We start from the raw sequence: 20,944 nt of genomic DNA on the forward strand, positions 1-20,944 counted from the left end.
GGGGGCTTCTTTATGGGCGGTAGCGCGATCAACCGCAACCCTTTGTGGGCCCAGATCCCACAGCTCATTTCGTACGGCTGACTTTCACATCCTTGAACAGAAAGAACACCAACACGGCAGCAAGAATCTCCAGTGCCGCTACGAAATAGAGGCCCGCCGCAAGGCTGCCGGTGAGTGTGCGCAGCCAACCAATCATGTAAGGCGCGATGAAGCCTGCGAGGTTACCGATGCAATTGATCAGTGCGATGCCGCCCGCTGCCGCAGTACCCGCGAGGAAGGCGCCAGGGATTGACCAGAAAACCGGGAAGGCAGCAAGAATCCCGGCTGCTGCAATGGTCAGGGCGATCAAGGCCATGGTTGCATTGCCCAGGCACAGACCGGTTGCGATCAAACCCAGTCCTGCGAGCAAGGCTGCCATTGAGCAGTGAATACGACGTTCGGCGGTTTTATCGGAATGGTGACCATTCCACAGCATGGCCAGAGTGCCCACGATAAAAGGAATCGCTGCCAGCAAACCGATGCTCATGGTGTCGTTTACACCCAGTGACTTGATCACCGAAGGCGTCCAGAACGCGATGGTGGCGTTCCCCGAAACGATGCAGAAATACACCAGCGTACACAGCCAGACTTTGGGGTTGCGAACCAGGGCTTTCAGGTCGCTGTGTTTTTCCGGCTCTGCATCTTCCTTGGCAATCACCGCGCTGACCATCTGCTGTTCGGCAGGGCTCAACCATTTGGCATTAACGGGTTTCTCCGGCAGATAGCGCAGCACGGCAAAACCTGCCAGCACCGAAGGAACGCCTTCGATGATAAACAGCCACTGCCAGTTCGCCAGGCTCCCGACGCCCACCATGCGACTCATGATAAAACCGGCAATCGGGCCGCCAACCACGCCGGCAATGGCGAACGAGGTCATGAACATACCGTTGATGCGTGCCCGTTGCGCGGCAGGAAACCAGTAGGTGAGGTACAGCACGACGCCTGGAAAGAACCCGGCCTCAAACACGCCAAGCAGAAACCGCAAAATGTAGAACGACATCGGACTTGAGACGTAGGCCATGGCCATTGACGTCAGGCCCCAGAGGATCGTGATCCTGGCGAGCGTGCGACGAGCACCGATCTTTTCCAGCAGGAGGTTACTGGGCACCTCGAACAGAAAATAACCGATGAAGAAGATACCTGCGCCGAGTCCGTAGACCGCTTCGCTGAAGCCCAGGTCGTCGAGCATCGCCAGTTTGGCAAAGCCGACGTTGACCCGGTCGATCCAGGCCAGCACGAACAGGAACACCAGAAACGGCAACAGACGCCAGGCGATCTTGCGATAGGTCGCGGCAGTTGCGGCCTGATCAGGCACGACGTCAGTAGCGCCGCCGGTCAGGGAGGGATTGTGGTTCATGTTGCATCTCCATCGATCAAGAGATGGCAGCCTGAAAGCGGCCGCCATAGCGGTTCGCTCGCGGCAAAGGCCACGAGCGCAACGACAATCACGCTCAGGTTTACGGTTTGCGCAGCAGGGCTTCGACACTGCGGGCGATTTGCAGTACCCGGGCGTCCTGACCCTTCAGACCGGCAATGGACAAGCCCACCGGTAATTCACCAGACACATGGCAGGGCAGGCTGATTGCGCAGCCGTCCAGGAAATTGATCACGCTGGTGTTGCGCAGAACCAGGCCGTTGGTGGCGAAGAAATGCGCGTCGTCCTGCTCCAGCGGTGCCAACTCTGGCGGGACCACGGCAACGCTCGGCATCAGCCAGGCATCGGCATCGCCCAGTCGTTGGGTGGCGAGGGCAATCATGGTCTGACGCTGGGCGAGCAGATGCAGGTAATCAGCGGCACTCAACGCTTCACCCCGACGAATACGCTGTGCCACGCGTGGATCGTAGTCAGCTGCTTGCTCACCACTCAGCCAGCCCTGATGCAAATACCAGGCTTCTGCAGCCGTCAGGCCACCCGCAGCATTGATCTTTGGCAGCTCGTGCAACTCGGGGAAGTCAAACCAACGAATCGATGCACCCGCGTCAGTCAGGCGTTGCACGCTGCGCTCGAAAGCGGCTGCGACGGTCGCATCAACATTGTCCATGACAAAGTCCCGCGTCACCGCAAGACGCAGGCCTTTAAGTGAGGCCGGCCGCGTATCAAAAGTTTCGCCTGACAAAACGCTGTCCAGCAGGATGCTGTCGTCGACGTTGGCAGTCAGCGCGCCGATGGAGTCCAGGCTGGTCGCGAGTGGGAATGCGCCTTGGGCAGACACGCGGCTGGCAGTAGGTTTAAAACCAACCAATGCGCAGAACGCTGCCGGAATGCGCAGAGAACCACCTGTGTCCGTACCCAATCCGGCCACCGCCATCCCTTCGGCAACGCTCACCGCTGCGCCAGAACTGGAGCCGCCCGCAATGCGTCCGGTCGCTGCCGGGCTGGTCGGAGAGCCAAAGTGCGGGTTCAGGCCAAGGCCAGAGAAGGCAAACTCACTCATGTTGGTACGGCCCAGCAGGATCGCGCCCGCAGCTTTCAGGCGCGCAACAACAGGCGCATCCATTTCAGCAGGCGCGTTACCGGCCAGCACTTTGGAACCAGCGGCCGTGACCTGTCCCGTCACGTCGAACAGGTCCTTTATCGAAACCGGCAGGCCCGCCAACGGGGAGGGCACATAGCCTGCTGCACGGGCCAGGTCGCTGGCACGTGCAGCTTGTAAAGCACTTTCAGCATCCACCGACAGGTATGCATTGCCGCCTTCCGCTCGGTGCGCACTGATACGCTCCAGCGCTGCAGTGACCAAGGCCTCGCTGGTGGTCGCGCCGCTGGCGAGATCCTCGGCAAGCTCTTTGATTGGCTTCATCTGCATCACTCCGCGACTGGCAACGGTTCTACGCTGTAGGCATGGCGCAGGCTGCGATCGAGCACCGGGTCGAACAATTCCATCTCGAACGCTTCGCCATAACCCAACTCGCCAATGACCGGCTGGGTGCCGCAGAACATCGCGGTGCCTTGTGCGAGGCTGGCACTGTCGTTGAGTTTGGCCAGGAGCGTGTCGGGTGCCAGCAGGCTGGTAACCGGGCCTTCCTGATAAAGGCTGCGAACACCATCGCGGGTGCGCCAGGTGCGCATCACCAGTTGATCCCAGTGGCCCTGGACTTCATCGAAACGCCAGGCTGTGGCGGCAATCGGTTTGTCGCACATTTGCTTGGAAACGGTCACGTCGAAGGCTTCGACCTTGCGGTCGGTGTGGTCAGAGCCGAGGCCGACCAGCAAGCCGATGCTGCTTGGGATCAACACAAACTCGGTTTCCCCGGACGAGTCCTTGCCTGGCACCTGAATGCTTTCGTCCGGGTTCAGCAGGCTTGCGGCAACCCGATAGAAACAGGGGATCGTCGTTGGACGACGGACCCCAAGGGCTTCCAGCTCGGCAATATGGTGCTCCACGGCAGCACTGTTACGGCCAGCCCAGCCAGCGATGATCAGGTGATCGATTTCTACGACTACTGCGCCGTGGTTGGCGACCTGGAGAGTTAGCTGAGTCAATGCGGTGTCCTCGTTACGGATAAGAAGAAAGTCAGTGATTTGTGAAGTTACACTGATATATCACAGGATTATCAACACGCAATTGATATGCCAGACACCGTGGGACGAGGTAAAAAACCATTTTTATCAAAGAGTTATATGGATGATAAAAGTCGTGACAGAACGTACGAAATGGCCATGTGTTACCAAAACGCACCACTTTTGGGCGGACGATGCGTTCTGACGGCGCGTTTTCGTTACCGGATTGGGGAGAGGGGAAAGCGACAATCCAGACGATATGAAATACAGTGATATATCAGCAGCGCCCCATGAGGATTTCCGGATTGCCCGATTCAACTGACCTGCCCACCGCCGATCTCGTTGGCAAACCCGCTGCCAAGAGTGGTGCAAGCCTGCGCGAGCTGGCGTATGTACAGATCAAGCAACGCATCATTTCCTGCCAGCTACGTCCCGGTGAAGCCATCAACGAGGCGCAATTGACCCAGATGCTTGGGCTGGGCCGGACGCCGGTGCATCAGGCGCTGCACCGTCTGGAAATGGAAGGCATGGTGACCATCCTGCCGCGCAAGGGCGTGATGGTGACGCCTATCTCATTGAACGACATTCTCGACATGATCGAAGTGCGCAGAACCAATGAGGAGCTGTGCGTGAAGCTCGCCGTCGAGCGTGCTCAGGAAGATGACTTCATCCACATGCGCGAAATCATCGGGCGCACACAGCCGCTGCTGGAGCGCCGGGATGTGAAGGGTCTGATGGAAGTTGATCTGCAGTTTCACCTGGCCATTTCCGCCGCTGCGCGCAATCGGGTACTGGCTGAACTGCTCCGTACGTTGCATGAAAAGCAGGCGCGCTTCTGGTTTCTGACATTGTCCGAAATGCACCACAGTGAGCGCATCTACGATGAGCACTTACAGATACTCACCGCGATGGAGAATCGCGACAGCGCGGCCGCCATCAAGGCCATTCGTCACCACATCGATGACTTCCGCAGAGCCATCATGCGTACTCTTTAAGAGCGCTCGGCAACCCCTGCCTTTGAAAATTCTGGCGTACAACTTGCGTGTGGATCCTGCTTGCTGACGCTCTTTGCGTAAGTCGATCCATCATTTCTGTACAGGCTGTTACGCATGAACCTGAAGTTTCTGGAAACCTTTGTCTGGGTGGCAAGGCTGAAAAGCTTTCGCCTGACTGCGGAGAAAATGTTCACCACCCAGGCTTCCATCTCCAATCGCATTGCCGCGCTGGAGGATGAGCTCGGCGCCAAATTGTTCTTGCGTGACTCCAAACGTGTGTCGCTGACGCCTGAAGGTGAGCGCGTGCTCAACTATGCCGAACAGATGATCGACACGATGCATGCGCTCCAGCAGTCCATCAGCGCCACCAGCGATCTCAAAGGCTGTATACGACTCGGGGTAATGGATACGGTCATCCATACGTGGTTGAGCCCGTTCATATCGACGTTGATGGAGTGTTACCCAGCGGTTGAAATCGAGCTGACTGTCGACACATCAATCAACCTGTGTGACCAATTGCAGAAGGGCTATCTCGACCTGATCGTGCAGACCGACATGGTGCGCAGTGATGCGGTCCGCAACCAGCATCTGGCCGTATTGCCGGTTGAGTGGATTGTGCAAGCCGGGTCCATCTACCAGCGCAGTTACACGTCTATCGACGAACTGGCTGCCGAACGCATCATCACCTTTTCCCGCAACTCCCGTCCGCATCAGGACATTCTTAATTTGCTGCACGCAGACGGTGTGGACAGCCCGCGAATCAGTTGCGTCAACTCCGTAGCCGCCATGACCCTGCTGGTGAGCGACGGCTTTGGCATCGGTGCGCTGCCGGCTGCTCTGGTCAGTAAGGAGCTGGCGGAGGGCAAACTCTTCATTCTGGAAAACGTGACGCGGCCTCAACCGCTGGACATCATCGCCTGCTGGCGCGCCGGGGTCGGTCTGGAGCTGACTGAGCAAGTGGTCAGCATCGCCCGCCATGCTCTGGAGCAATATGCCAGGCAGATGGGGCCGGAAATGGTGGTTCTCAGCGTAAGCGGCGCACAGGTTTGAAGTGTCCTCATTAGCAACGCCGAGTACCCCCAAGAACATGTAACAATGCCGCACGTTTAAACCCGGGTGCGTTAAAGGAAAATGCACGGCCGTCCGGGATGGAATCCTTCATAGAAGACCACACCACACATGAAAGCACTGCCCCTATTGGCCACGATGGCCCTGTTGACACTGTCTTTGAACGGATGTAGCCCGGTCGCGAACGGGGTTCGAATGCGCGAGCCTATGCACCTCACTTTGCGCGTGGTCGGTGACAACGGCGAACCGCTTGCCAACACGTCAGTAAAAATCCACCAGATCGTACTCGGCGCCGACAGATTTTTCTGCATGGGCAGCATAGGGGTACCCGGCTATGGTGGAGGGGGTTGCGGGGGAGGCCAGATAAGAGTCCCTGTTTACAAAGGTGAATTTCCTGCTAGCGGATCACTCGACTTCACCCTTGAGTATGGGGGCAAGCTGTATATCGAGGTGGCGGAGTCATGCGACAACACGGCCCCCAACGCCATGCGTCGGTATTTCAGGCGCGAGATGGCCACCTGGCTAGTCAAGGATGGGGAGACCATCACGGCGGCTCCCCTTGTTGTTAAGGAAGGTTTTTCGTACTACACCCGATACGAACCGTGCACGACCCGCAAGCCTTCCCTTGAAAACTGGGACGATCATTATTACAGCGCACTAAAGCGGCGGTCATAAGCTCTGCGCTCCTGAAGGGGCTGCGTGTTAAATCAATGGTTGAGGCATGCTAGCTCGATGGGTTCTCCAACTTGCTGGCAAAGCCGATGTTCAACTCATAGTGTTCTGCGACGTCCACAACCCTGCGGCTGCTTGTCTCCAGCGATCCCTCTTGCGTCCACAAGAAAGGATAGAACGTCATGCATTGATCCGCGTTCATCTTCTCCAGGTCCTCTTGCCATGTCGGCCACTTGAGGTCTTTGTAGAACATGAGCATCTGGTCGCTGAGTGCCCATTCCAGAAAGTCTGTATAGCCAATTTCCAATGGCTCCCATTCCAGAGTGTCCGGTGCCCAGTAATACATTGAGCCAACGTCTTCTCCGAAACGTCCGCCATTGATTGAAAAGAAACCGCCTGCCGCGTCGTCAGCCACCAACAGATGACCACCACCGTCGTGCAGATGGGTCCAGTCAAGGATGTTTCTGGACAGCTGCTCGTGTCCCGATCCCAGAAAACGTAGCCAGCCTCCATCAACGAGGATGCCTCCGGTTTCGTAGGCAACCGCGCCTAAAGTTGATCGCGTAGTGACCTGGAGCCCCAGCAATACTCTGGCGTTTTCCTCTGAGGGAGGCAGCAACTGGCAGCTTCGTTGCGCATTGCTCAGCAGCTCCTTTAACAAGGGCAGGGCAGGTTCATCGTGTTCGATCAGATCTTCAAGGTGCTTCATTTAACCGGTCCTCGGGGAAAGTCTCCTTATGGTACCGGCATGCGCGTCAAAGTTAAGCATTTGATGGGCGCACCTTGCCTCGGGTCAAACATCGGACGTGCAGGAGTGAGCGTGCTCGCGATTACGTCAGGCCAGACGTTAATTTCTCAATAGGTCTAACGTTATCGCGAGCAAGCTCACTCCTACAAAGTCCAGTTTGCTTCGCGACAGCGTGGTGTCATTGACACAGCGAAACGGGTGACCAGTAACTGCCCCGGTTTTCAGGGCACCGCGCTGTCTCGCAGCAAACATAGGGCCTGTAGGAGCTGCCGAAGGCTGCGATCGCGGTGTGTCAGGAGAAACGCTTCGCAGCCTTCGGCAGCTCCTGCAGAAGATGCATTTCAATCCAGCTGATAAGAAACTTGCGGCCTCAAACTTGATGGCGGCGCCAGCTCGACGGTGCGGCAGTAATCCATGAACAGTCGGGTCGCGCGGGATGGCTGGTTATTGCGCAGATACGCCATTACCAGGGTCGAGGCAGGCATGTCATCTTCGATATCAAGCTGCGCCAGAAGCTCACCGTCGTAGGTCATGTTGGTGCAAGGCCGCGTGACCAGTACCGAAAAGCCCAGCCCCTGGCCGACCATGCAGCGCACCATTTCAATCGAAGGAGAGCTGTAAGCCACCACGGGCGCGTAACCTTTCTCGGTAAAGATATCCATGAAGTAGGTTCTGCTGGGTACGGCGTCCAGCAGGATCATGGGCTCCTGGCTCAATTCGCGCAGTGTCACCGTTTTCTGTTGAGCAAGGGGGTGCCCGGCTGGCAGTAACGCATAGGGTTTGTGTGGGGCGTTCAATGCTTCTTTGTGGATCGTCGCACCCAATTCCAGATCGTAAAGAAAGGCCAGGTCGAAACGGCCGCGATGCAGCCCGTGCATCAACTCATGTTGCTCCCCGTCGCAGAGCTGAATGGTGACGTCAGGGTAGAGCTGCTTGAAACCTGCGACAAGCCTGGGCATATACAGCGGCGCGGCTGATTCAAAACAGCCCAGTGCGATAGTGCCCGATACATTCTTGCTCTCGGCGCGAGAGTCTTGTTCCAGTTCTTCCGAGAGCCGTAATAACTCTTTAGCTTTTTCGTACACCTTTCCGCCACCAGACGTCAGAGAAACGCCTTGCGCGTGGTGCCGTACAAACAGTGGCTGATTAAACGCCTCTTCCAGATTTTTTATGGCCACGGAAATAGAAGGTTGGGAGATATGCAGTTGTCGTGACGCCTCGGCAATGCTGTCCATTTCAACGGCGGTGACGAAGTACTTGAGCTGTTTCAACGTGAAGTGAGTCACTGATTACCTCGTCAGTACACGGGCCATGATCGGAGTCGTCTGAATAGCTTTTGCCTATGCTTAGCGAGGAGCATGCCAGCTGCCAGAATTCCTGGTTATTCGGTTGCTCAACCGATAGCTGATCTTTTTATCAGCGATTAGCGCGTGCCGACCAACTTAATCCATTGGCCTACACGGCCCGCAGGCTGTGGGTTTCGCACTGAAAGTGAGCGAATCAAGGCAGGTTAAACAGTGATCGCCCTAAAAATGTGCGCGATGTTCTGCGCAAGGTGAATAGTTTCGCCATCCGGCTGCATTGGATATCTCTTCCGCCTGGTCTGCTTAGGATTTTCCTACGCTATGAGCCAAAACTTACTATTGGGTCGTTCGACAAAACTTCGCTCATGATGGCTTCAGAAGGGAGAGCGGGGCAGCGCTCAGCATTCAACTTCGGTTGCATATCCCCGCCACTGTTTAATTAGCCGAGCGAGCCAACGATGACGTTTGACTGGAAATACATGTTCAGCCTGTTCAGCGATACCGAGTTCTGGATGGCAACGTGGACCGTCATACAGCTTAGTACATTGACTTGGCTGATCAGCATTGTTCTGGGCTTCGTTGTGGCGCTGGCCAAACAATCTTCCAACCCGCTGATCAACTTGCCTGCCCGTGGCTATATCTGGTTGTTTCGTAGCGTGCCGTTGCTGGTTCTGCTGATATTTGTCTACAACCTGCCACAGGCGCTGCCCGCTACATCCGCCGTGTTGGCCAACCCGTTCTGGGCAGGTTTGATTGCCCTGGTGCTGTGTGAAACCGCTTACGTCGCGGAAATTCATCGCGGCGGTCTGTTGTCGATTGCCAAAGGGCAAAGTGAAGCGGCAAGAGCATTGGGGTTGCGCTTTGTCGGTACGCAATGGCGGATTGTGATCCCGCAGGCGCTGCGGGTGGCTTTACCGTCGCTGACCAACGAATACATTTCAATTGTAAAACTCAGCTCGCTGGTGTCGGTGATCTCGCTGACCGAAATCCTGATGGTCGGGCAGCGCCTGTATTCACAGAACTTTCTGGTCATGGAAACCATGGCGGCAGTCGCGTTTTATTACGTGTTGATCGTTACCGTGTTCGACTTTTTGCTCAAGCGGCTGGAGCGATATCTGGATGTCACCCAGCGCAAAGTGGTGCGTGAGCCTGACGCTGAAATGCTCAAACTCGCCACTCAGGAGCGCGCCGTAATAGCCCGTCCTGCCTCCGATTGCACAGGCCCGGCACTTCAGGCCACGAAATTGCACAAGGCCTACAACGATATCGAAGTGCTGGGCGCTGTCAGCCTGCAAATTCATACTGGCGAAGTGGTGTCTGTAATCGGGCCGTCCGGCTCGGGCAAGACCACTTTGATTCGTCTGCTCAACGGCCTTGAGCAAATCGATAACGGCGATATCAGGATCAACGGCCAGCCGTTCATTCACCTCGTCCGTCAGGGGGCGCAACCGCCGCGCTATGTCGAGCATACGGAGCATCGAATGAACATCGGCATGGTGTTCCAGAGCTTCAATCTGTTTCCGCACCTGACTGTGCTCAATAACTTGCTGCTGGCGCCGCGTTACCACCGTCTCGCTTCAGCACAGGAACTCAAACAGCAGGCATACGAGCTGCTGCATAAGGTCGGCATGCTGGAGCACGCCTGGAAATATCCGCATCAGTTGTCCGGCGGGCAACAGCAGCGCGTAGCGATTGCTCGTGCATTGATGATGCGTCCGCAAATCATGCTGTTCGATGAGCCGACATCAGCCCTCGATCCGGAGAAGGTCAACGAGGTGCTACAGGTGATCGAAACACTGGCGAAAGAGGGCATCACCATGGTCATCGTGACCCATGAGATGAACTTCGCCTTCAAGGTCTCTGACCGAATCGTATTCATGGAGAAGGGCCGGGTGGTCTGCGATGACAGCCCGCAGGCACTGCGCGATGGACAGCACCCGCGAGTGGAAGCTTTTCTGAAAGATGTTTCGTTGGCTTGAAACCTTAACGCTTGTTTGCAGGGGAGAAGAACATGATCGAGCAATGGCAGATCGACCAGTTTCACGCGCAGGGTTTTCTGGTCGTGGAGGACGTGCTGGCAGCCGACGAAGTGGCGGCGCTGCAGCACGACTTCGACCAGTGGGTGGAAGACAGCCGCACTCAAAACTGCGCCTGGGGGCAGACGCTAGATGGTCGGCCGCGATTTGATATTGAAGGCGACCATCGCCCGGATCATCCGTCATTGCGCCGCGTGACCTCGCCAACGGAAATCTCAAAGGCTTACCAACAGGCTGCTTTTCAGTCGCGCATGGCAACTATTGCTGCGCAGTTGATCGGCGGCAACGGCACACGCTTTCATCACAGCAAAATCAACTCAAAATTGCCGCACACCGCCACCCAGGTGAAGTGGCATCAGGATTTTCTGTTTACGCCGCACAGCAACGACGACTTGGTCACTGCATTGCTGATGGTCAGTGAGGTGACGCCCGAAAATGGCCCGCTGAATGTGGCACCGGGCAGCCATAAGGGCGAGCTTTGGTCGCATTGGCAGAACGGGCGTTTCACTGGTGCTGTGGAAGACGCAGTTGTTGAAGCGCACTGCCAGCAACCGGTGGCCTGTTACGGACCTTCGGGTTCGGTGTGCTTCATGCACACCCGCTTGTTGCACGCCTCAAGCCCGAATGAAACCGAATTCCCGCGTACGTTATTCATCAGCGTATACGCCGCCGAAGATGCGTTGCCCTTCGGGGAAAACCCGCTGCCCAGCGAACACACTGGTTTGATGGTCGCGGGACATGAAAGCGGTCTGGTCCGCAGCACCGCGAACCAGATCCGTCTGCCGCAGAAACCCAAGGGGGCTTCGTTTTTTGTGCAGCAGGCCGGAAACGACATGGCCACTGCCTGAGACCTGAACAGCAATTGCCTGAACCTTACTGACTCCACGAGGAATACTTATGAAGCTATCCCGTCTGTTCGTTCGTCCCGCTGCGATGGTTGTATTAGGCGCTGCGGTTGCCATGGCGTCATCAATGGCCTCGGCCTTCCAGCAGCCAGGCAAGATCATTGCCGGTTCCGACATGACGTTCTATCCGTATGAGTACATGGACAAAAACCAGCCGGCAGGCTTCGACATCGAGTTCCTGGATGGCCTGGCGAAGGTCATGGGGATGAAGGCCGAGAATCTCGACACCCGTTTCCCTAACCTGATCGGCGGGTTGCAGGGCGGCCGGTTTGATATCACCAACTCGTCGATGTACATCACTGCTGAACGCCTGAAAGTCATCGACATGATTCCTTACCTGAAAAGCGGAGAGTCGATTCTGGCGGTCAAGGGCAGCGCGTATCAGCCAAAGACCCCGGAAGACTTTTGTGGCCACAAGATCGGCTCCATGGCCGCGACGTCCTGGCTACAACAACTGCAGAAACTCTCTACGGATTACTGCGTGAAGAACGGCCTGCCGCCTATCGCGATCAGTGAATACGGGACTGATCCGCAAACCACCCAGGCCATGCTCGCGCATGCGGTTGAAGCGCAGATCACTGACGCTGCTGTGGCGCGGGGCGTGGTTGAAAAGCTCGGTAACCGGGTGGTGATTTCATCCGAAACCCTGATCTATCCGGTGCTCAACGGCTTCGGCGTGAAGAAAGGCAACGATGTCGTCCGCAATGCGTTGATCGAAGGGCTCGAGAAGTACAGCAAGACGCCGGAATACAAGGCTTTGCTGGACAAGTACAAGTTCCAGGCACCGACGGCGGATGACATCGCGGCGCTGATGCCCAAGCCCTAAAAGCGTTTGTCGTTAAAAAAACACGGACCTGGTAGGAGCCAACTTGTTGGCGAGACGTCGGGCCTGCATAGCCTGATGATCCGCCTCGCCAACAAGTTGGCTCCTACCGGGGATGTATTTCAACCCGATGATTTATGCGTTGTAGGCAGGAGTATTTTAAACATGGCCCTTAACTTCGAGGAACAGACGCGTCTGGATCTGGCCGCGACCTTTCGCATCATCGCGCACTTGGGCATGCATGAGGCGGTGGCCAACCATTTCAGCGCGGCGATTTCAGCTGACGGAAAGCAGTTCCTGCTGAACCCGAAGTGGAAACATTTCTCGCGCTTGCGTGCCAGTGATCTGCTGTTGCTCGATGCCGATGATCAAGACGCCGCGCAAAGACCGGATGTGGATACAACGGCGTGGTCCATCCATGGGCAAATGCACCAGCGTCTGCCTGAAGCACGGGTGGTTCTGCATCTGCACCCGGTCTACACCACAGCGGTGGCGTGCCTGGCAAAGCCGCATATTCCCGCGATTGATCAGAATACGGCGCGCTACTTCAACCGGGTTGCGATAGATGAGCTTTACGGCGGCATGGCTGACACCACTGCTGAAGGGGCTCGGCTGGTCGGTCTGCTGGACGGCAAAAGTCGTCTATTGATGGGTAACCATGGCGTGATGGTGACCGCTCCAACGGTAGGTGAAGCATTCGACGATATCTGGACCCTGGAAAGGTCCTGCCAGATTCTGGTGACTGCCTGGTCCACGGGGCAGCCTTTGAAGACGCTGCCGGACGATGTCGCTGAAAAAACAGCGCGCGACTGGGAAAAGATCACTGATTTTTCGCAGCAGCATTTTGAAGAAATGAAGTGGCTGATGCTTCAGGCGGACCCTTCACTGGCCGACTGATCCGAACACGTTACTGACTGTATACGCGTCTGAAGATGCCGTAGGGCTTGTTGCGCCTGCGCGCTGACATTTTCGTTATTTTTTACTGCGTCAACCCGTCACAAAGGGCGTGTTGAAGGATGCCAGGATGACTGAACACATCACAGAAATTGACACGCTCGTCGTGGGTGCAGGGCAGGCCGGTGTGGCCATGAGTGAACACCTGAGCCGACTGGGCATTGGGCACCTTGTGCTGGAAAAACACCGGGTTGCCGAAGCGTGGCGCAGCGGTCGATGGGATTCGCTGGTCGCCAATGGACCGGCCTGGCATGACCGGTTTCCGGGTCTCGAATTCGATATGGACCCGGACGGATTTGCCGGTAAAGAACAGGTCGCCGACTACTTCGAACGCTACGCACGTAAATTCAACGCGCCGATCAAGACCGGTGTCGAGGTGAAGCGGGTGACCCGCAATGTCGAGCGAGCAGGCTTTACTGTGGAGACGAGTGCTGGCACCTACGTGGTCAATCACCTGGTGTCTGCGACCGGCCCGTTTCAGAAACCTGTCATTCCATCGATTGCGCCCGGGGATGACGCGTTGCATCAGATCCACTCGGCGCAGTACTTCAACCCTCAGCAATTGCCTGACGGCGCGGTTCTGGTGGTTGGAGCCGGTTCGTCCGGTGTACAGATCGCCGATGAATTGCAGCGCTCCGGCCGTCAGGTCTACTTGTCGGTAGGTCCTCATGATCGTCCACCGCGAGCCTACCGTGGTCGTGACTTCTGCTGGTGGCTTGGCGTTCTCGGGCTGTGGGACAGCGAGACCATGCAGCCTGGAAAAGAGCACGTGACCATTGCCGTCAGTGGCGCGCGAGGCGGCCATACCGTTGACTTCCGCCGGCTGGCGCAAGCGGGCATGACACTGGTCGGCCTGACTGAAAGCTTTGCCGAGGGCAAGGTGCGTTTCCAGAATGACCTCGTCGAAAATCTCGACCGCGGTGACGAGAACTACCTGTCACTACTCGATGCCGCCGATGCGTATGCCCGTCGAAATGGTCTGGATTTACCGCTGGAGCCAGCGGCCCGCGAACGTGTGGCGGATGCCGCCTGTATCACTGATCCGTTGCGTGAGCTGGACCTGGCTGCAGCCGGTGTCCGTTCCATCATCTGGGCCACGGGTTATTCCCAGGACTACAGCTGGTTGCAGGTCGATGCTTTCGACGCCAAGGGCAAACCAATTCATCAGCGTGGGGTGTCCAGAGAGCAAGGTCTGTATTTCGTAGGTCTGCCGTGGCTGTCGCGACGCGGTTCGGCGTTTATCTGGGGTGTGTGGCATGACGCCAAACATGTCGCTGATCAGATCGCCACCCAGCACAAGTACCGGTCGTATGACCAAGGCAAGCGCGCATCCCCCGCAGTCCGGTTGCGCAACGTTTAAACGTTGATCGTCTTTGATTGGGCGTAACTCGCCCCAGTGTTCACAGGAGATTTACATGGCTACCCCGACCCACACCCGTATTCGCATGTTCAATACCAAAGATACTTACCCGAACCAGAGTCTGGACAACGACCTGTGTCAGGCAGTGCGTGCCGGCAATACCGTGTACGTACGGGGTCAGGTCGGCACCGACTTCGATGGCAATCTGGTCGGCCTTGGTGATCCCGGCGCTCAAGCGCATCAGGCCATGAAGAACGTCAAACAACTGCTGGAGGAGGCGGGCAGCGATTTGTCGCACATCGTCAAGACCACCACCTACATCATCGACCCGCGTTATCGCGAGCCGGTTTATCACGAAGTGGGCAAGTGGCTTAAAGGGGTATTCCCCATTTCCACCGGGCTGGTGGTCTCTGCTTTGGGTCAGCCGCAGTGGTTGATGGAAATCGACGTGATCGCTGTCATTCCCGATTAAGGACTTTCGTCATGACATTTTCCATTGCTGCACGTTGCGCCAAAACAGGCCAGTTGGGTATCGCCATCAGTTCCTCAAGCATCGCCGTGGGTGCACGTTGCCCCTGGCTGCGCGCCGGGGTTGGGGCGGTGTCTTCGCAAAACATCACGCTGCCAGCGCTGGGGCCGCAAGCCCTGGACCTGATAGAGCAGGGTGCGCCACCCGCACAGGCGCTTGAACAGCTATGGGCGGATCAAACGTTCAGTGAGTATCGGCAGATCACTGCGATTGATTACCTTGGACGCGTTGCGCATTTCAGCGGCAGCAAAACCCTTGGGATTCACAATGCCGTCAGCGGGGAACAGTGCGTCGCAGCTGGCAACATGCTGGCTAACCCCGAAGTGATCAGCGCGATGGTCCAGGCTTTTGAGCAGGCCTCAGGTCACCTCGCCGAGCGTTTGCTGCAAGCCATGCATGCAGGGCAGGCGGCGGGCGGAGAAGCCGGGCCCGTGCATTCAGCAGCACTGAAAGTGGTGGCCGATCTGCCTTGGCCGATTGTTGATTTACGAGTGGATTGGGCTGAGCACAACCCGATCAACGTGCTGGATGGCTTGTGGCAAGCCTATCAGCCACAGATGCAGGATTATCTCGACCGTGCGCTAAACCCCGCCGGAGCACCAAGCTATGGCGTACCGGGAGATGACCGATGAGCGCCAGCCGCGAGCTGTTGGCTCGTCTGGTTGCGTTCGACACCACCAGCCGCGAGTCGAATCTGGCGCTAATCGAATTTGTGCGTGAATACCTCGATGGCCATGGGGTTTCCTGCGAGCTGATCTACAACGCGCAAAAGACCAAGGCCAATCTCTTCGCGACGATCGGCCCGGCTGAAGTGCCCGGCATCGTCCTGTCTGGCCATACGGATGTAGTTCCGGTAGACGGCCAGTCCTGGACTTTTCCGCCGTTCGAGCTGAGTGAGAAGGAGGGGAGGTTATACGGCCGTGGTACTGCCGACATGAAAGGCTACATAGCCTGTGTCATGGCGCTGGTTCCGGAGTTGACCCGGAACACATTGCGTATGCCGGTGCACATTGCGCTTTCCTACGATGAGGAAGTTGGCTGTCTGGGCGTCCGCTCACTGCTGGAAGTGCTGGGTTCAAAGCCGGTTAAACCGTTGCTCTGTGTGATCGGTGAGCCCACGGAGCTGAAACCGGTGCTCGGGCACAAAGGCAAAGTAGCCATGCGTTGTGATGTGCACGGCCTGGCTTGCCATTCGGCTCACGCGCCCAGTGGCGTCAACGCCATTGAGTACGCTGCGCAGTTGATCAACGAGCTTGGAAGGCTCGGGAAAGCGTTGCAGGCCGAAGAACGGCAGGACGCGCGCTTTGATCCGCCGTTCTCGACCGTGCAGATTGGGGTAATCGGCGGTGGCGTAGCGTTAAACATTGTTCCTGAACATTGTCGCTTTGACTTTGAAGTGCGCTCGCTTCCGGTAGAAGACCCGCGCCACGTCATCTCTGCATTGCACGCTTACGCACAAAATGAGTTGCTGCCTGCCATGCGGGCTGTCAGCGGGCAGAGCGATATTCGCCTTACGGAGCTGTCGAGTTACCCGGGACTGGATATCTCGATGCAAAGCCAGGCCGCAGAGTTGATCGCGGAGTTTTGCGGCTCACGATCATTCGGCACGGTGGCTTTTGGCACTGAGGGCGGATTGTTCGATCAGTCAGGGATCCCGGCCGTAGTCTGCGGCCCCGGCAGCATGGCGCAAGGGCACAAACCGGATGAGTTCATCAGCGTCGAGCAACTTGGTGCATGTGACCGGATGCTGGGGCAGGTATTGGCGTTTGTCAGGGGCCGCTGAAGTAATCGGGCCCAGTACTTCATCTCACAGGCCTTTCATACATTTGCGTACGTCATCATCAATAACGTTCCCGGGTTTTATGCAGTCCTTCAAAGGTTTCGCATCCTGAATACCTTCAAATTCGGCTTTCTCCCGGTTTCGGCACTGCTTGTTCATGGCGATGCCAATCGGTGACGTGCTGCCTTTGTAAGACTCGCACATGGCGGCATTTGCCGTTTTCTGCATCTGTACGACCATGGGCAGCATCACTGGATCGACCGCAAAAGCTGGGAGGCTTGGGCAGATGAATAAAAAAAGCGCGGCCAGGCGTTTCATGATTCTTCCTTGAAGTTAGGTAAATCGGGAAGTGCAGGACCCGTTATGCGTGGCCCTAGGCAGGCGTGTTATTGAAGCGTTATCGGCATTGAGGGGCAGGGCTGCAGTGTTTTTGATGGACACTGAAGCTGTACGGCACACATGGACCTGTAGGAGCGCACGAACACCGCGATGCTGCGAAAGCGGTGTATCAGGCAGAAGCGCCATCGCGGTGCTCGTCAGCTCCTGCAGAAAAGCATCCCAAGAAAGCGCAGATATCAGTGGGTAGGGCTAAGAGGCTGAGCAAGCGCGGATGCCCGTCGTTCGCTGATGCGCTCTACGGTCTGCATATGTTCTGTACCCCATACGCATAGCGCACCCAGCGCTGTCGCCAGGGATTGTCCGAAAGGTGTCAGGGAATACTCGACCTTTGGCGGTATTTCCTGAAAGTCCATGCGCGAAACGATCTCATCGCGCTCCAGTTCCTTGAGTTGCTGGATCAATACCTTGTCGGTCACACCGCCAATCGCACGTTTCAGTTCCCCGTAGCGGTGAACATTGCGCGTCAGGTTATAGAGAATCAGTGGCTTCCATTTGCCGCCAAGCACCGCCAGCGCAGCTTCGAGCCCACATTTAAAGGTGTTGTCTGCCATGATTCGGGCCGCTCCATACCTTACTTAAGAGTACTTACCAAAAGGTGCATACTATTCAACTTGATAGCACGGATCTACAGTTGCGCCTCATATTTCGAGGACATCAACATGAGCAGGCTCAACGGAAAGATCGCAGTCATCACTGGCGGAAATAGCGGCATCGGCCTGGCCAGCGCCATACGCTTTGCGGCAGAGGGTGCGCAGGTCATCATCGTCGGTCGTCGGCAAGAGCAATTGAACGCCGCATTGCAACAGATTGGGCATGACGCGATAGCGATCCAGGCTGACATTTCGAGTCTGGACGACCTGGACCGCGTTTACGCCGAGGTCAAAGCCACCAAAGGCCGGATTGACGTGCTGTTCGCAAACGCCGGGCTGGGCGATTTCCAGCCGCTCGGGGCGATCACCGAAGAATCCTTCGATCGCACTTTTGGCATTAACGTCAAAGGGACGCTGTTCACTGTGCAGAAGGCGCTGCCACTGATGAGCACAGGCGGTTCGGTCATCCTCACCGGTTCGACAACAGGGACCATGGGCACACCGGCATTCAGCGTTTACAGCGCGACCAAAGCCGCGCTACGTAATTTCGCCAGAAGCTGGGCGCTGGACCTGAAAGGTACGGGCATTCGCGTCAACGTCATTTCGCCGGGGCCGATTTCCACCCCAGGGCTCGACCTGGCCCTTGCACCCACTGGCCAGGCAGAGGCCATTGTTGACGGCATGGTTGCCCAGTTGCCGGTGGGCCGTATCGGGCAGCCCGAAGACGTTGCGGCAGCGGCCTTGTTCCTGGCGTCGGACGAAAGCAGCTTCATGACGGGAAGCGAGATGTTTGTTGATGGTGGATTTGCACAGGTTTGAGGTGAAGAGGAGGGCAGTCGAATCTGGCTGGATGTTGGCTTTGCGAGTCAATGCGGCGCTGACTGACGATCCAGGGTATTTGTGTCAACCAGCCAGATAATTCCCCGTGCGCAGGGTGCTTTTCGAGTCTCGCTGTATGCGCGATGTACCGATGGTCATGCACTCGATAAAAAAATACATTTCTGAATGTTTCGGATTGACATCGAGGTGCCACCCTCGATATAAAGCAGATGTTGTACGACGACAGACGAATGTCGTCGGCCAAAGCTAAAAATAAAAACAGAGTGTCGTCCATCATGAATCCAGATCGCTTGAATATCTCGCTGATTGCCGTCGTTGCCGGCTCAGGTTTTAGTGCGCACCTGCAGGCGCAATCAAGCCCGTCGCTGCTCAACTTTCCGAACACCCGATAACTTCAGCTTTACATTCAACTCCAGCCATCGGGCATGGAGGGCGTACACCTGCGCTCTCGAAATGTTGTCGAGAGAACCATCCGCATAATCCAATAATAAAGTGATGCTATGAACGTTAATGAAGCGGTCCACGTGCAAAGCGTTAGCCACGCCATAGGCAAATATCGGTGGACGATCTGTGCACTGCTGTTCTTTGCGACCACGGTCAATTATCTGGATCGTCAGGTACTTAGCCTGTTGGCTCCAAGCCTCTCAACCCAATTCGGCTGGAGCAATACGGACTACGCCAACATCGCCTCGGTCTTTCAGTTCGTTTATGCGATTTCCATGCTTTTCGCGGGTCGTTTCGTCGACAAGATCGGCACCAAGGCTGCCTTCATGGTCGCCATTGGGGTGTGGTCGACGGGTGCAGTCATGCATGCCTTTGCAGTACCGCTGGGAGAGGGAATCGCCTCAATATCCAGTGCGCTAGGCTTCGCAGTTATTCCGGTATCCATCGCAGGGTTCATGCTGGCACGCGCAGTACTGGCAATCGGCGAGTCGGGTAACTTCCCTATTGCGATCAAGGCCACAGCTGAATACTTCCCGAAAAAAGAGCGTTCCTTCGCAACGGGGATTTTTAACTCGGGTGCCAATGTGGGCGCAATTCTGGCACCGATTTCTGTTCCACTGATCGCTGCCGCCTGGGGCTGGGAATCAGCATTCATCGTGATTGGGATGCTGGGTTTCATCTGGCTCGGCGCGTGGATTTTCCTGTATGAAAAACCGGAGAACCAGACTCGGCTCACGCCGGAAGAATTGGCGTATATACGCGCCGATGAGGCTGTATCGGTAAACACTGCCGACGCCTCGGTCGCAGGAGGCAAGAAAGTATCGTGGTTCAAATTGCTGACCTACCGCCAGACCTGGGCGTTTGCGTTCGGCAAGTTCATGACTGATGGCGTGTGGTGGTTCTTCCTGTTCTGGTTGCCGACTTATCTCGGCGCACAGTACGGCATGAAGGGCCAGGCAATTGTATTGCCGCTGGCCGTGCTCTACAGCATGACCATGGTGGGCAGTATTGGAGGAGGGTGGTTCCCAAGCTATTTCATGTCCCGCGGCGACAAGCCGTACGACGGCCGCATGAAAGCCATGTTCGTGATCGCGCTTTTCCCGTTGCTCGTGTTACTCGCTCAGCCGCTGGGCTATATCAGCTTCTGGATACCCGTGTTGCTCATCGGTATCGGGGCATCGGCGCATCAGGCCTGGTCGTGCAATATCTTCACAACGGTATCCGACATGTTTCCTCAGAAATCCATTGCGTCGGTGGTCGGTATCGGTGGCATGGCGGGCGGATTAGGCGGCGTCGTCATGACCAAGATCGGTGGATGGGTTTTTGATTACTACAAAACCATCAACGATATCCACACCGGCTACATGATCATGTTTTCCATCTGTGCGCTTGCATACCTGGTGGCGTGGTGCGTGATGAAGGCATTGGTGCCGCGGCATAAGGAAATTACGGATCTGTAAGCAGCGCCCACGGTAAGTTTACATTTTGGCGAGCCTCGACTCAGCCCTTTATGAATGCCTAAACCATCAGTGCGCGTGGCTTCCCGCAACGCGCACTGATGGTCTTTAACCCGCTTCAATCAGCAGCAATAACGTCGACCGACGATTCGAGTTAAATCCTCTTCTTTGACAGCCATGTCTGTTTCTCCTGAATAACGCCCAACGTATGCACCTCCTTGGAGCAATGCGCTGTTTAGTGGTGCGGTTTATTAGCGTATACGCTTTATGCGGGAAGTGCTTTGTCAAAATCGGGGGGGTTTTAGCAAAGTGCGAGCCATGTTGCTTATTCAGATTTACGGTGATTTACCTTGTATATACGAAGAAATAATCGGGCTTATGAAATGTCAGGAAATATTCCATCAGGGTCTTCCCATCGAAAATAAATAGTGCATACACTGCAATTGAATTCCGAATTCGCGTTTGTAGATCGTCCGCCGAGTGTCTCCAGTGGCAGCGCTAT

Annotated in this window: 21 protein-coding genes; 14 read left to right on the forward strand and 7 right to left on the reverse strand. The window is 56.4% G+C overall.

Annotation, left to right across the window (positions count from 1 at the left end):
* Positions 1–64 precede the first annotated feature (64 nt).
* The 3 genes from AO242_RS28655 to AO242_RS28665 form a co-directional block, all read right to left on the reverse strand.
* Positions 65–1,396, reverse strand: coding sequence for an MFS transporter (locus tag AO242_RS28655; protein WP_099271334.1), 1,332 nt, complete (start codon positions 1,394–1,396; stop codon positions 65–67).
* 100 nt (positions 1,397–1,496) lie between these two features.
* Positions 1,497–2,837: an amidase gene (locus tag AO242_RS28660; RefSeq protein WP_099271436.1), complete on the reverse strand. Its 1,341-nt coding sequence runs from the start codon at positions 2,835–2,837 to the stop codon at positions 1,497–1,499.
* A gap of 5 nt (positions 2,838–2,842) precedes the next feature.
* Positions 2,843–3,520, reverse strand: coding sequence for a DUF2848 domain-containing protein (locus tag AO242_RS28665; protein WP_027900361.1), 678 nt, complete (start codon positions 3,518–3,520; stop codon positions 2,843–2,845).
* 323 nt (positions 3,521–3,843) lie between these two features.
* Here AO242_RS28665 and AO242_RS28670 point away from each other — a divergent pair, with 323 nt between their 5' ends.
* The 3 genes from AO242_RS28670 (at position 3,844) to AO242_RS28680 (ending at position 6,276) form a co-directional block, all read left to right on the forward strand.
* Positions 3,844–4,533, forward strand: coding sequence for a GntR family transcriptional regulator (locus tag AO242_RS28670; protein ID WP_241154090.1), 690 nt, complete (start codon positions 3,844–3,846; stop codon positions 4,531–4,533).
* 114 nt (positions 4,534–4,647) lie between these two features.
* Positions 4,648–5,583, forward strand: coding sequence for a LysR family transcriptional regulator (locus AO242_RS28675; RefSeq protein ID WP_099271336.1), 936 nt, complete (start codon positions 4,648–4,650; stop codon positions 5,581–5,583).
* A 129-nt stretch (positions 5,584–5,712) separates the two neighbouring features.
* A complete protein-coding gene (locus AO242_RS28680) occupies positions 5,713–6,276 on the forward strand; it encodes a hypothetical protein (RefSeq protein WP_099271337.1) in 564 nt (187 codons plus the stop codon).
* Between the two features lie 49 nt (positions 6,277–6,325).
* Here AO242_RS28680 and AO242_RS28685 read toward each other — a convergent pair whose 3' ends face one another.
* Both AO242_RS28685 and AO242_RS28690 read right to left on the reverse strand, forming a co-directional pair.
* A complete protein-coding gene (locus AO242_RS28685; RefSeq protein WP_099271338.1) occupies positions 6,326–6,982 on the reverse strand; it encodes a DUF2625 domain-containing protein in 657 nt (218 codons plus the stop codon).
* A 380-nt stretch (positions 6,983–7,362) separates the two neighbouring features.
* A complete protein-coding gene (locus tag AO242_RS28690; protein ID WP_099271339.1) occupies positions 7,363–8,307 on the reverse strand; it encodes a LysR family transcriptional regulator in 945 nt (314 codons plus the stop codon).
* Between the two features lie 476 nt (positions 8,308–8,783).
* Between AO242_RS28690 and AO242_RS28695 the strand changes: the two genes are divergently transcribed.
* From AO242_RS28695 to argE, 8 genes are all read left to right on the forward strand, one after another.
* The gene (locus AO242_RS28695; protein ID WP_099271340.1) at positions 8,784–10,304 is read left to right on the forward strand and encodes an amino acid ABC transporter permease/ATP-binding protein; all 1,521 of its coding nucleotides are present in this window, start codon (positions 8,784–8,786) and stop codon (positions 10,302–10,304) included.
* Positions 10,305–10,336: 32 nt separating this feature from the next.
* On the forward strand, positions 10,337–11,209 hold the full coding sequence (locus AO242_RS28700; RefSeq protein WP_099271341.1) for a phytanoyl-CoA dioxygenase family protein: 873 nt from the start codon (positions 10,337–10,339) through the stop codon (positions 11,207–11,209).
* Positions 11,210–11,258: 49 nt separating this feature from the next.
* Complete coding sequence (locus AO242_RS28705) at positions 11,259–12,092, forward strand: ABC transporter substrate-binding protein (protein ID WP_099271342.1); 834 nt, start codon at positions 11,259–11,261, stop codon at positions 12,090–12,092.
* 162 nt (positions 12,093–12,254) lie between these two features.
* Entirely contained in the window at positions 12,255–12,986 is a 732-nt protein-coding gene (locus tag AO242_RS28710) for a class II aldolase and adducin N-terminal domain-containing protein (protein ID WP_027900369.1), read from the forward strand.
* A 127-nt stretch (positions 12,987–13,113) separates the two neighbouring features.
* Positions 13,114–14,403 (forward strand): flavin-containing monooxygenase, encoded by a 1,290-nt coding sequence (locus AO242_RS28715; protein ID WP_099271343.1) that lies wholly within the window; start codon positions 13,114–13,116, stop codon positions 14,401–14,403.
* 55 nt (positions 14,404–14,458) lie between these two features.
* Positions 14,459–14,875, forward strand: a complete 417-nt coding sequence (locus AO242_RS28720) for a RidA family protein (protein WP_027900371.1) — start codon at positions 14,459–14,461, stop codon at positions 14,873–14,875.
* Positions 14,876–14,886: 11 nt separating this feature from the next.
* Positions 14,887–15,564, forward strand: a complete 678-nt coding sequence (locus AO242_RS28725) for a DUF1028 domain-containing protein (RefSeq protein ID WP_099271344.1) — start codon at positions 14,887–14,889, stop codon at positions 15,562–15,564.
* Positions 15,561–16,715 carry an acetylornithine deacetylase gene (gene argE / locus AO242_RS28730; protein WP_099271345.1) on the forward strand — a complete coding sequence of 385 codons (1,155 nt, stop codon included), beginning with the start codon at positions 15,561–15,563 and terminating at the stop codon, positions 16,713–16,715. The genes AO242_RS28725 and argE overlap by 4 nt, the downstream gene beginning before the upstream one ends.
* Positions 16,716–16,739: 24 nt before the next feature.
* Here argE and AO242_RS28735 read toward each other — a convergent pair whose 3' ends face one another.
* Both AO242_RS28735 and AO242_RS28740 read right to left on the reverse strand, forming a co-directional pair.
* Positions 16,740–17,033: a hypothetical protein gene (locus tag AO242_RS28735; protein WP_099271346.1), complete on the reverse strand. Its 294-nt coding sequence runs from the start codon at positions 17,031–17,033 to the stop codon at positions 16,740–16,742.
* A 254-nt stretch (positions 17,034–17,287) separates the two neighbouring features.
* A complete protein-coding gene (locus AO242_RS28740) occupies positions 17,288–17,662 on the reverse strand; it encodes a winged helix-turn-helix transcriptional regulator (RefSeq protein ID WP_099271347.1) in 375 nt (124 codons plus the stop codon).
* 108 nt (positions 17,663–17,770) lie between these two features.
* On the opposite strand from AO242_RS28740, the gene AO242_RS28745 reads away from it, so the two are divergent.
* From AO242_RS28745 to AO242_RS28750, 3 genes are all read left to right on the forward strand, one after another.
* Positions 17,771–18,520: an SDR family NAD(P)-dependent oxidoreductase gene (locus AO242_RS28745; protein WP_027900375.1), complete on the forward strand. Its 750-nt coding sequence runs from the start codon at positions 17,771–17,773 to the stop codon at positions 18,518–18,520.
* 251 nt (positions 18,521–18,771) lie between these two features.
* Positions 18,772–18,933 (forward strand): hypothetical protein, encoded by a 162-nt coding sequence (locus AO242_RS29520; RefSeq protein WP_161628588.1) that lies wholly within the window; start codon positions 18,772–18,774, stop codon positions 18,931–18,933.
* 108 nt (positions 18,934–19,041) lie between these two features.
* A complete protein-coding gene (locus AO242_RS28750) occupies positions 19,042–20,445 on the forward strand; it encodes an MFS transporter (RefSeq protein WP_099271348.1) in 1,404 nt (467 codons plus the stop codon).
* Positions 20,446–20,944 lie beyond the last annotated feature (499 nt).

Origin of the sequence: Pseudomonas sp. ICMP 561 (assembly GCF_002699985.1) — a bacterium.
Taxonomy (GTDB): Bacteria; Pseudomonadota; Gammaproteobacteria; order Pseudomonadales; family Pseudomonadaceae; genus Aquipseudomonas; species Aquipseudomonas quasicaspiana.